This window comes from Enterococcus sp. DIV0806c (genome assembly GCF_051710905.1).
In the GTDB taxonomy this organism is placed as follows: Bacteria; Bacillota; Bacilli; order Lactobacillales; family Enterococcaceae; genus Enterococcus_B; species Enterococcus_B mundtii.
This window is the reverse complement of the sequence record NZ_JBIOLO010000001.1, coordinates 2,623,200-2,635,291: the sequence shown is the minus strand read 5'-3', so window position 1 is coordinate 2,635,291 and position 12,092 is coordinate 2,623,200. Positions and strand designations below refer to the sequence as shown.

At 40.1% G+C, this 12,092-nt stretch carries 10 protein-coding genes; 8 read left to right on the top strand and 2 right to left on the bottom strand.

Annotated features, from left to right (window positions below; all coding sequences use genetic code 11):
* Positions 1-15 precede the first annotated feature (15 nt).
* The 8 genes from IGK77_RS12285 to IGK77_RS12250 all read left to right on the top strand — a co-directional run bounded on the left by IGK77_RS12285 (position 16) and on the right by IGK77_RS12250 (position 9,937).
* A complete protein-coding gene (locus IGK77_RS12285; protein WP_074799407.1) occupies positions 16-399 on the top strand; it encodes a PrgI family protein in 384 nt (127 codons plus the stop codon).
* Positions 383-2,785, top strand: a complete 2,403-nt coding sequence (locus IGK77_RS12280; RefSeq protein WP_420911711.1) for a VirB4-like conjugal transfer ATPase, CD1110 family — start codon at positions 383-385, stop codon at positions 2,783-2,785. The genes IGK77_RS12285 and IGK77_RS12280 overlap by 17 nt, the downstream gene beginning before the upstream one ends.
* Positions 2,782-4,707, top strand: coding sequence for a peptidoglycan amidohydrolase family protein (locus IGK77_RS12275; protein WP_074799409.1), 1,926 nt, complete (start codon positions 2,782-2,784; stop codon positions 4,705-4,707). Before IGK77_RS12280 ends, IGK77_RS12275 begins: the two co-directional genes overlap by 4 nt.
* Entirely contained in the window at positions 4,704-5,219 is a 516-nt protein-coding gene (locus IGK77_RS12270) for a hypothetical protein (RefSeq protein ID WP_074799410.1), read from the top strand. Before IGK77_RS12275 ends, IGK77_RS12270 begins: the two co-directional genes overlap by 4 nt.
* Positions 5,220-5,279: 60 nt before the next feature.
* Positions 5,280-6,293: a hypothetical protein gene (locus IGK77_RS12265; RefSeq protein ID WP_074799411.1), complete on the top strand. Its 1,014-nt coding sequence runs from the start codon at positions 5,280-5,282 to the stop codon at positions 6,291-6,293.
* A gap of 256 nt (positions 6,294-6,549) precedes the next feature.
* On the top strand, positions 6,550-8,322 hold the full coding sequence (locus IGK77_RS12260; RefSeq protein WP_074799412.1) for a PTS mannitol-specific transporter subunit IIBC: 1,773 nt from the start codon (positions 6,550-6,552) through the stop codon (positions 8,320-8,322).
* Positions 8,323-8,334: 12 nt separating this feature from the next.
* Complete coding sequence (locus IGK77_RS12255; RefSeq protein ID WP_019723779.1) at positions 8,335-8,772, top strand: PTS sugar transporter subunit IIA; 438 nt, start codon at positions 8,335-8,337, stop codon at positions 8,770-8,772.
* A 13-nt stretch (positions 8,773-8,785) separates the two neighbouring features.
* A complete protein-coding gene (locus IGK77_RS12250; protein ID WP_074799413.1) occupies positions 8,786-9,937 on the top strand; it encodes a mannitol-1-phosphate 5-dehydrogenase in 1,152 nt (383 codons plus the stop codon).
* Between the two features lie 86 nt (positions 9,938-10,023).
* Here the strand turns inward: IGK77_RS12250 and IGK77_RS12245 are convergent, their stop codons facing one another.
* Positions 10,024-10,725 (bottom strand): type 1 glutamine amidotransferase, encoded by a 702-nt coding sequence (locus IGK77_RS12245; protein ID WP_010736635.1) that lies wholly within the window; start codon positions 10,723-10,725, stop codon positions 10,024-10,026.
* Entirely contained in the window at positions 10,718-12,070 is a 1,353-nt protein-coding gene (locus tag IGK77_RS12240) for a Mur ligase family protein (protein WP_074799414.1), read from the bottom strand. Before IGK77_RS12240 ends, IGK77_RS12245 begins: the two co-directional genes overlap by 8 nt.
* Between the last annotated feature and the right edge of the window lie 22 nt (positions 12,071-12,092).

Genomic DNA, 12,092 nt, shown 5'->3' with positions numbered 1-12,092 from the left:
AAAGGAGTGTGAAAAATGGCAATTGAAGTCGTGATCAGAAAAGAAATCAAAGAGTATCAAGAGAAGATCTTTTTTGGCTTCTCTTTAAGACAGGTTATCGTTATCGCATTAGCTTTAATCGTGATTTTACCGGTCGGTCTAGTTAATCATTTTATTTGGGGATATTCAATTGATGATCTAGGAATTGTATTGATGTTTTTTACTAGTCCGATTTTATCGGTGGGTTGGATCAAAAAAAATCAGTTACCTTTAGAAAAATATCTCCTTATCCGTTGGCGCCATCTTATCGCAACGAAGCACTATCCATATCAAAATGCTCGTTTGGAGGAAGATCATGAAGGGATTTCAACGAGGAAAATCAGTAAAACAGAGAAATATCGAAGTGAACAAGGGAATTAAAAAGTCTTCCTTAACCAAACTATTACACAAGCAAAAGAAAAAAAGAGGAAAAAAAGAACGAAAATCAGCACCAGCCAAACATGCACAAAGGAAGATTCGTTATGAAAAAATGTATGAAAGTGGAATTTGTGAACTTGCTTCCGGATATTATTCAAAAAGTATCCAGTTTTCAGATGTCAATTATCAAATTGCACCTGTGGAAGATCAACAAGCTATTTTTCAAGGGTATTGTACCTTACTAGATAGTTGTGATGAACGAACGCATCTAACGATTACCTTGAAAAAAAAGCGAATGGAACAAAAGGAACTTGAAAAGCAATTGTTCTATAAAGAAACAGGTGAGAGACAGGACATCTACCGTCGAGAATTGAATGAAATGCTGCGGCGAACCATGACAGAAGGAGGAACGAATTTTAGCAAACAAAATCTATTGACCTTCAGCACGCAGGCTACTGATTATGACCAAGCCAAGCATTCCTTGACACGTATCGAACAACAACTTAGTCATAGTCTTTCGGAAATCGAATCAAGTAGTCAAACACTTTCTGGCAAAGAACGGTTGCAACTGCTCCATGAGTTGATCAAACCTAATGAATGGTTCCAGTTCAATTATACAGATTTAGTTTATAGCCGTTTGTCGACAAAAGCAGTGGTTACCCCTGCAAGTTTCAGCTTTAAAGCAAAAGACTATATCGAAATTGGCTCAGACTATGCCCAAGTCCTTTATTTGAAAGATTACCCCACCAAACTTTCAGATAAATTGATCTTAGAATTAATGGATATTGGCGAAGAGTTGTGTTTATCGATCCACATTGAACCAGTGGATTCTGAAAAAGCAAATCAGTTGGTTCAAATTAAAAAAGCTTATATGGAAGGAGACAAAACAACTGCTGAAAGAAAAGCGACACAAAAAGGCTATGATCCTTATTCAAGTATTCCGTATGAATTGACCAATAGTATCAAGGAAGCCGAAGCTTTATTAGACGATCTAGTCAAAACCGGCCAAAAATTATATTTTGTTACCTTCCTCGTTTATTTCCGATCTCAGACCAAAGAAAAACTAGCTGATATTGCGGAACAAGTCCAACATGTTGGACGTAAAAATCGTTGTCATTTCAATGCATTAGACTATCTACAAGATGAAGGATTCAACTCGGTCTTACCTTTAGGCAAAAATTGGATCGAACAACAACGGACGTTGACGACAGAAAGTACAGCAATTTTTATTCCATTTTCAGCGCAAGATCTTGATCATATAGATGGCAAATATTACGGGAAAAATGAAATGACCAAAAATAGTGTAAGGATCGATCGTAAGCAACTAAACACGCCGAGTGGCATGATTTTAGGTAGCTCTGGTTCAGGCAAAGGTGTAGCCAAAAAATATGAAGAAATCACGACGTTACTTAAAAATCCCGAAGATGAAGTCATTTCGATTGATCCGGAAGATGAAGATACGATCATCGGCAATGATTTTGATGCTCAAATCATCAATATCGCCCCTAATACCAATACCTTCATCAACTTACTCGATATTTCAGAAGATTTGAAAGGAGAGGCAGATCCAGTAAAATTGAAATCTGACTTTCTGTTGACTGCTTGTGAAGCTTTGATCGGTGGGCCAACTGGTTTAAATTCGGCACAACGATCGATCATTGATCGTGTCACGCGATTGACGTATTTCAATTTTCAAAAAAGCTCAGAAAAATCAGCGCCGACATTGGCGGAAGATTGGTTTCCGCTTTTAAAAGAACAACCGGAAAAAGAGGCGCAGACATTGGCGTTAGATTTAGAGTTATACATCGATGGTTCACTTTCGATGTTTTCTAAACCAACTAATGTTTCTTTAAATAAACGTTTTGTGATTTACAATACGAAACAACTAGGGAATCAATTGAAAACTTTTGGGATGATGGTTGTTTTGGAACAAGTGTGGAATCGGGTCGTTCGCAATCGAGACAGAGGAATCACTACTTGGATCTATATTGATGAAATGCAGCTCCTGTTAAATGATCCCTACTGTGAAAATTATTTTTTTGAACTATGGAGCCGAATCCGTAAATGGGGCGCGATTGCCACTGGTATTACCCAAAATGTCGAAACCTTATTATTATCAGATAAAGCACGCCGAATGTTAAGTAATACGGAATTTATCATTATGTTGAAACAAGCGAAAAGTGATCTAGATGAGCTGTCTTCTTTGTTCAATCTTTCGTATCAGCAACAAAAACAATTGCTCAATCCTGTCAAAGGGGCAGGGCTGATACGCGCAGGCAACGCCATCGTTCCTTTTTCCAACACTGTTGATCCAACAACAAAACTTTATGAGTTGATCACCACTGATCCTGTCGAACGCCACAGATTACGACAGGATGTATCGCCATGAAAAAAAACGATGTAGGCATTGAAGAGATCGTGAAATCACGAAATAAACGAAGGAGTAACAGACATTTTCTGCGTAGAAACACCAAAGATCCTCGCAGAGTCATGCTTGACTACCAGAAAAAAATAGTTGATTTCTCTTTACTTGGAAATAAAACTTCGATCAGTAGTAAAGTCAGCCTTTACCTATTTGTTGGTGTTAGCATTCTCGTATTTTTTCTCTTTTTCAGTATGATCGGCTTCGTTTCGTCTGCTACGATCAAAATCAATGAGCTTGAATTGACGAAGGTCTGGAAATATTTGACCGAATTGGATGCGGAATTGACACTAGAATTAAACTCAACTAAGAGTTCGATTCTAGTAAATGAACGAGTAGTGGCTGCAAATGAAGTCGTGATCAGGACTGACATTGAAGAGGTGCTGATTTATTTAGATATGGTTTATGGCGATGACCAATTAGGAAATCCAGATGTTCTCAAAGAAACGATCCAAGGATTGCATGAGCAGATGTGGCAAGTAGACAGTGACGGGAGACAAATCAAAGTAACATCACAGCCATTGTCGCAAGTGATCACTTGGATGCCAGAGTGGAAAGAACGTAGACAGCTGTTAGCAGAAATTGGTCTTTATGCAAGTTTGACTGAATTAAGCAATCCATTGAAAGAAACAGACTCTTTACGCATAAAACAACGCTTTGGGTATTACGTAAGCAATCAAGAAAAAAGCTTACTTGAAGGACTGCTCATCCAGACAGAACCGAAAGAAAGTATAGTCGCTGTGATCGCTGGAGAAATTACAAGAGACCGAGAGAACGTAACCATCACAATGGACGATCAAACCATTACTTATCATGATGTAGATCTAACAGCTACTGAAGGACAGATGGTATCGGTGGGGACAGAGATTGGGCGAGTAAAACAAGAGGAACTGCATCTGTCTTACCAGAAAAAAGGTGAAATCGTCAATCCAGCTTTTTATCTCCCCAATGTAGTCGATAACAATGAGACACAGCTTGATCCCATTGAAACAGATACTGCATTCAATGAACAGAAATTTCGAGAAGTGATTCTACTACATTGTCACGCATTTAGTGATCATGCAGAAACAATCATCCAAGAAGCTAAAAAGAATAATATCTCCCCCATTGTTCTAGCAGCCATCATGATCCACGAAACTGCTTGGGGAACGAGCGAAGGAATTCGAGAAAAGAACAATCCAGGTGGCTTGATGCGAGAAAACGAGTTGCTTTCCTACGCCACACTTGAAGAAGGGATTGCCGCCACTGCTCGAACACTAAACCAATTGATCGTGAACCAAAGACTGCTGACAGTCGAGCAACTCGGAAGTGTGTATTGTCCTGTGGGTGCAAGTAATGATCCCCTGGGATTAAAACAATACTGGGTACCGGCGATCAAAGAATTATTTGTGCAACTAGGTGGCAGTAAAGAGATGAGCTTACTCTGGCAATCGGATCATACAGTGGGGCAAGAGGTGTTGATACAAGCCAGAACATTGTATCGTCAAAACGTTCAATACTCACAAGGCTTTGAACGAGGTACCTTTCCTTATCATGATTGCTCCTCTTTTGTTTTATGGGCGATGAGAAGTGTCGGCTTGCCTGTGCCACTAGGTAGCACTGAGACATTGTATTCTTTGGAAGGGACTTTCCTGATGCCAATCAGTCGAGAAGATGTCAGAGCCGGTGATTTGTTTGTATGGGGGAAGAAAGGCCACTCTTTAGGTAATTATGGTCATACAGGGCTATTTTTAGATGATGGTGGTAAAACGATCCTTCATTGCACACCTGCTACTGCCCGAGGGTATGGTCAAGAAGGCGATATCGTCATCACTCCATTTGAAGGCTATGCAGGTGATCTCCAGCTGGCGCCTGTTTATTTCTATCGATTGTTGGGAGAAAACAAATGAACCCGAAATCCAGATTTCTTTATCTTATTATTGTTTTCTTACTGTTTAGCAGTGTGACTTTTAGTGTTGGCCGGTCTATAGGCTTTCGTTCACAAGAGTCTGAACAGAAAGCTGGCCCAGTTTCGGAAGCACAAGTCAGAGAATTTTTACAAGCTTATTATACGTTTGAAACAGTCGGCGACAATTACTCTGCATATGTTGATGCTCTTTCTAACAAGATGAAAGATAAAGTAAAAACAGAACAAGGTAAAAAAACGCATAGTCCACAGCGTTTTGGCTTCAGTCGCTGGCTCAAAAGCGAGCATTATTTTAAACAAACGAACGATGAAATGGTTGAAGTCCTCTGTTTGGTTGATTTTACGACGTCTTTATTGAATGAAGAAGGCGGAGTTGTAAAAAAAGATATTCGCCATCGTGAGGGTGTCAAACTGACTTATCTCTATGACGCTAAAAAGCATCGCTATGTCTTGGATGATCTCGAACAGCTGTCTTCTTTTATGGAAATACAATGATTGAGTAAGGAAGACCTTACAAATGGACGCAACAAAAATGAATGAGGGGAGTGACAACGTATGGCGAAAGAAACTGTAATCATCGATCATATCCATCACTTACAAGTAAAAGAGACTCAGTTGGATTTGTTTCAGGCTTTGGAAGATTTAGAAACTGAAAATCGACGAGTCTTGCTGGCAAACACACAAGGACAATGTCGCATACGTATTTATGATCGTAAGGGAGAAATGATGATAGAAAAAGTGCTGCAATTTCCTTTGACAGAGGAGATTGAAGAGATCTTAAGTCAACACTGGGAGCAAGAAACAAGCAATACAGAAAAGATGATCCCTATCCCTCATTCAAGCAACATGCTGAAAAAAAATCAGTTGTTACAAATCGATTGGAAAAAAATCATCAAGCGATTACTTCTTAGTGGAGTAATCGTTTTTGCTGTGGTTCAAGGCAACATGTGGATCGAACAAAGAACGAATAACGAGCAAACGACATCCAAAGAAAATCAGAAAAGTTCATGGCAGTCATTGGTAGAACTAGGTGCATATGAAGAAGCAGCTGAAGAATATCCCGCTCGGTATCAGCAATTGATCGATCACTTAGTAGAAGAACAGGAAATTTCCTGGGTAGAGAAGTTGAATGAGCAAAAGCCAACAGGAAATGCCACCTTTGATTTGGCTTTTTATCAAAACGATTGGGAAACAGTAATTGTGACCCACGTGGAACAATTGACGGAAAAGCGCCAAGTCAAGTTAGCGATTGCTTATTTGAAGCTAGAACAAGTACAAGAAGCCGTTGTCTTGAATCGCCACTTAAAACATCCGGAGATCACGTTAGCACTGGATCAGTTTTATTTTGAAAAAAGCCTTGATTGGTTGAAAGTAAAAGAAATGGAAAAAGCGAAAGACGCATTTGAACAGATCCAAACGGAAGAATTAAAAGCGGTGATGGCGGCATACATAGAGCAAGGAACGATTATTTTAGATTTCATTACATTCTATGAGGCATCGTCCAACACGTCTGAAAATGTAGCGCTTTGGGAAGAGCGACTGGCTCGATTAGGAGAAGCAACGGAATAAAAAACTCACTTTGCAAAAAAGAGTCTAAAAGATCACGAGGATGCACTTTTTCGTAGGTATCTACAGATAAAATGCTCCCTTAAATGAAGAAAATAATTGTTTCAGCGTCTCTAATCGGTACCAGAAGCCTTTCATCAAATCACTCATTTTGCTCACTCCATGTTTTGGCACAAATGATTGTGACAAAATCCGACTATTTATCTAAATGGTAAGCGGATACAATTTGGTTAAAGAAAGAGATAAAGGAGCGATTGAAGTGGAAGAGACGATACCAAAAAATAAAATTTCATTCAAAGTAAAAGTACAAAAGTTAGGAAGTACCTTATCTAGTATGGTGATGCCAAATATCGGCGCGCTGATTGCTTGGGGTGTATTGACTGCATTATTTATTCCAGATGGCTATTTACCAAACGAAGCGTTTGCTACGATGGTTGGTCCAATGTTGACGTATTTGATTCCTTTATTGATCGGCTACACCGGAGGGAAAGTCATCGGTGGTGATCGTGGTTCAGTCGTCGGAGCAATTGCGACGATGGGTGTGATCGTCGGGACAGATATTCCAATGATGCTAGGTGCCATGATTATGGGGCCGTTAGGTGGCTTTGCCATCAAGAAATTCGACCAAGTGTTTCAAAAACATATCAAATCAGGGTTTGAAATGTTGGTCAATAATTTCTCCGCAGGATTGATCGGTTTTGCGTTAGCATTGATCGGCTTTTCTGCAATTGGTCCAGTAGTGGATACACTGACGCAAGCAATGGCAACAGGTGTTGAAGCAATTTTAAATGCAAATTTGATTCCATTGACGAGTATTTTTATCGAACCAGCGAAAATCTTGTTTTTGAATAATGCGATCAACCATGGCATTTTGACTCCTTTAGGAACGGAACAAGTGGCTACAGCCGGTCAATCGATCCTGTTCTTGTTGGAAGCCAATCCTGGACCAGGTCTAGGTGTATTGTTAGCTTTCACACTATTTGGCAAAGGCGCGGCAAAATCATCTGCACCGGGTGCAATGATCATCCATTTCTTAGGTGGAATCCATGAGATCTATTTCCCATACGTAATGATGAAACCGTTATTATTCTTATCAGTGATTTTTGGTGGGATGACGGGTAGTTTCGTTTTCCAATTGATGGATGCAGGATTACGTGCGCCAGCTTCACCGGGTTCGATCATTGCCATTTTAGCAATGGCACCATTGAGTGCTTACTTACCAGTTATTTTAGGGATCGTCGCTGCAACAGCCGTTTCTTTCGGGATCTCTGCAGTCATTCTAAAAGCTGATGCGAAAGAAACAAGTGAAGATTTTGAAAAATCAGTGGAAGCGACTCGTCAAGCGAAACAACAAGCGAAAGGAACTGGAACAACTAGTCAGGGACAACCAGCTTTATCAGCGATCAAAAAAATCATTTTTGCCTGTGATGCTGGAATGGGGTCAAGTGCGATGGGTGCTTCCTTGTTAAGAAAAAAAGTCCAAGAGCATCACTTACCTCAACTCGTGACGAATCAAGCCATCAGTCAATTATCTGATGAAGCAGACGTATTGATCGTGACTCAAGTTGAGTTGCAGGAACGAGCAAAACAAAAAGCGCCACATGCTCATTTTGTTGCAGTAGAAAACTTCTTAAATTCACCAAAGTATGATGAGATCATCCAAGCATTAGGAAGTAAGGAAGAAACACAGCCAAACCAACCAGTCTCTACTACTCCAACAGATGATTTGGATTTATCTGAATTAAAAGATATCAAAGAGATTTTACTTGTTCATGACGATCGTGCAGGATCAGCGACAATGGGATTGTCCTTATTGAAAGATATTTTGAAGAAAAACCAACTGGAGATCCCTCTGAAAAAAATCAATATTGATGAGTTGACGGAGCAACCGAATACACTGATCGTTTCAAGAGAATCCTTGTCTGAGGAAGCACGTTCAGTGGCACCGCATTCACTTCATTTTTCAGTGGCGACGATGGTCAGTCCACAAAAATATGAAACGATTGCTCACTATTTGAAAAAAGTAGCGTAAGGAGGAAATAAAATGTCTGAATTAGCATTTGATATGATCGAGTTGAATAAGGCTTTTGCCACAAAGGAAGAGGCCATCCGATACTGTGGAAGAAAATTAGTGGAAGCCGGTTGTGTCGAAGAACCCTACATTGACGCAATGGTGGAACGTGATGCGATGTTATCCGTTTATATGGGGAATTTTATCGCGATCCCTCATGGAACAGATGAAGCCAAAGCATTCGTAAAAAAATCAGGGATCTGTGTGATCCAAGTGCCAGATGGTGTCAATTTCGGCACTGAACAAGAAGAGAAGATTGCGACAGTCTTGTTTGGTATCGCTGGCGTAGGTGAAGAACATTTGCAATTAGTGCAACAAATCGCTCTTTATTGTAGCGACATGGACAATGTTGTCCAGTTAGCAGATGCACTAAGTAAAGAAGAAGTCACACACAATCTAGCAATTGCCTAAGGAGAGAAGACGAATGAGAGCAGTACACTTTGGTGCCGGAAATATCGGCAGAGGATTTATTGGAGAAGTTTTAGCTGAGAATGGGTTTGACATCACTTTTGTTGATGTCAACGAACAGATCATCGATTCATTAAATGAAAAAGGACGTTATACGATCGAACTAGCTGACGAATCGAAAAAACAACTTATCGTTGAACGCGTTCGCGGATTGAACAACCAAAAACAGCCTGAACAAGTGATCAAAGAAATAGCACAAGCAGATCTTGTGACCACAGCGATCGGTCCCAATATTTTGCCTTTCATTGCTGAACTGATTGCAAAAGGGATCGAGCAAAGAGAACAAGAGGGCAATCAGCAACCGCTAGACATCATCGCTTGTGAAAATATGATTGGTGGCTCTGAGCATCTAAAAATGGAAGTCTATAAATATCTGTCAGATACTCGCTTTGCAGATCAATCGATCGGATTTCCGAATGCAGCAGTGGATCGCATCGTGCCGATGCAACAACATGAAGATCCTTTGTTTGTGCAAGTGGAACCTTTTAAAGAATGGGTCATTGATGATACGCAACGAAAAAATAAAGAGCTTTCGTTAAATGGCGTACTATACGTCAAAGATTTGGAACCATATATTGAACGAAAACTATTTAGTGTGAACACAGGACATGCGACTGTAGCTTACACCGGTGCATTATTAGGATATGCAACGATCGATGAGGCAATGCAAGATTCGTTAGTCGTTGCCCAACTAAAATCAGTGCTACAAGAAACAGGAAGCTTACTGGAAGCAAAATGGGGCTTTGATAATAAACAACATGAAGCCTATATTGAGAAAATCATCCAACGTTTCCAAAATAAATATATCTCAGATGCCATCACTCGGGTAGCTCGAACGCCTTTACGTAAGTTAGGCTATCAAGAACGCTTTACTCGTCCGGTTCGGGAATTGCAAGAATACAATTTGACTTGTCCACATTTGACAGCTACGATGGGGATCATTTTCAACTACTATGATCCTGAAGATGAGCAAAGTCGTGAACTGCAAGAGATGAAAGTACGAGAAAATATGGATCAGTTGATCCAAGAAGTCACAGGTATCCATGATCCGACAACGATCAGTAACATCAAGCAAAATGTGATGCGTTATGCGAAACAAGTGGCTTGATTCTTGATATGATCAATGGAATAAACAAGTGGATTGTAAAAAAACCTCTAAAAATATCTTAGATATTTTTAGAGGTTTTTCGCTGTTTACTTGATTGGAGCTGCGGCAACTGTTGGTAGATCAAGTTCTTTTCCATAACGTTTCTCTAATGCTAAGCGAACGAGACGCTCTGCTAAATGTTCATTACGTGCTAAGATCGGACCATGGAAATAGGAGCCGTAAACGTTGCGGTAAATGACACCTTCTGATTGATCTTCCCCATTGTTCCCTTGACCTTTGACGATTTTTCCTAGCGGGCGTTCGCCTTCACCAAGAAATGTTCGACCATTATGATTTTCAAATCCATAATAGGTTTCGTTGAACTCTTCGTTGTGGATCACGATGTCACCAATGAAGCGATTATTCTCTTGGCTTAAGGTGTAATGATCCAACGCACCGATTCCTTGGATTTTTTCACCGTTTGCGCCCATATAATAATGACCAAGTAGTTGGTAACCGCCACAAATCGCAAGTACGACACCATCATTTTCAATATAATTAGTCAATGATTCTTTCTTTTCTTGAATATCTTTTGAAATGATCATTTGTTCAAAATCTTGACCACCTCCAAAGAAAACTAAATCGTATTTATCTGCCTCAAAGGGTTCATGAATGCTAACGATCTCAGTATGAGAAGTGACCCCCATTTTTTTGGCGATATATTGGAGCATCAAGAGATTGCCATTGTCACCATAAGTATTCATCAGATTCCCATAGAGATGGGCAATGCGTAATTCGTAGTTAGCCACGATTCATGCCTCCTTTGATAAAGCCTTGACTCGCTAATTCTTTTCGTAATTGTAAGACAGCTGTATAGGTCGCTAAAATATAGACATGATCCGTCGGTAGTTGCTTGATTTTCTCAATGACATCAGTCAATTCTTTTGATTGTGTCAATTTGTCTTCAGCGATACCCGCTACTTTCAAACGTAGTGCCATATCTGTGTGGCGATCGCCACCAACAATCACAGCAGGGATCTCCATATCTGCAAAGCGTTCAAATTCTCCGTCCCAGATCCAACTCACATCGATGCCATCTGCGTAGTTCGCATTCAAGAGGGCAACTAGTGAAAATGGATACGGTGCATGTCCCATCATGTCGATGACTTGGTTGATCCCTACAGGATTTTTGACTAGGACTAAGGTACAGGACTTGCCATCGATTTCGATGACTTCTTGACGACCAAATACTTTTTCGTCATACCCTAAGCCTTGTCTGATTTTTTCAGGAACAACACCATAATATTCAGCCACCGCAGTAGCTGCTAAAGCATTATAGACATTGTACATGCCACCAACTTCGATGCCATATTCATTGCCATCAATGACGAAATCAGCTGATTTGTTGTCCATTCGTTTCATTTCTGTCAAACGATAATCCAGTTCTGGACGTTTAAAGTCACAATTTGGACAATAGTATTTACCTAAGTTTGCATAAGTGATCATTTTGTAGTGCAAGATGTGATGACATTTCGGACACAACACGCCATCTGTATTGTAGTGGGCCATCTGTTCATGATCTTCTTCGTGATCAAATCCATAATATCTTCTAGGGTTGACGGTCTCAACTGAATTGAAGATCGGTGAATCGCCATTACTGATAATCGTAGCATTTGGTGATTTTGCGGCACCATCCACGATCATTTTATAAGTGGTATAGATTTCACCGTAACGGTCCATTTGGTCACGGAAAATGTTTGTAAATAAAAATAGTTCAGGTTTGATGTATTCAGTCACTCTGCTTAGACTGGCTTCATCGATTTCTAATACCGCAAATTTCTTTTGGCCTTTTCCGGCTTTTGCTTGTAAAAAAGTCGAAACGATTCCTTGGACCATGTTTGCGCCAGTAGGGTTCGTCAAGACTTCATCAAATTGTTGTCGTAAGATATTGACGGTCAAAGCGGTCGTCAATGTTTTTCCATTTGTTCCAGTTACGACGACGACTTGATAGTCTTTTGCTAATGTATCTAAAATATGAGGATCGATCGATAAAGCAAGTTTACCAGGTAAACTTGATCCTCCTTTAAAAAAGGTTTTTAGTCCCCATTGTGCGGTTTTACCAACTGCAATCGCAAATTGACTGCGTATTCCCATTATGTAACCTCCAAAACGTCAT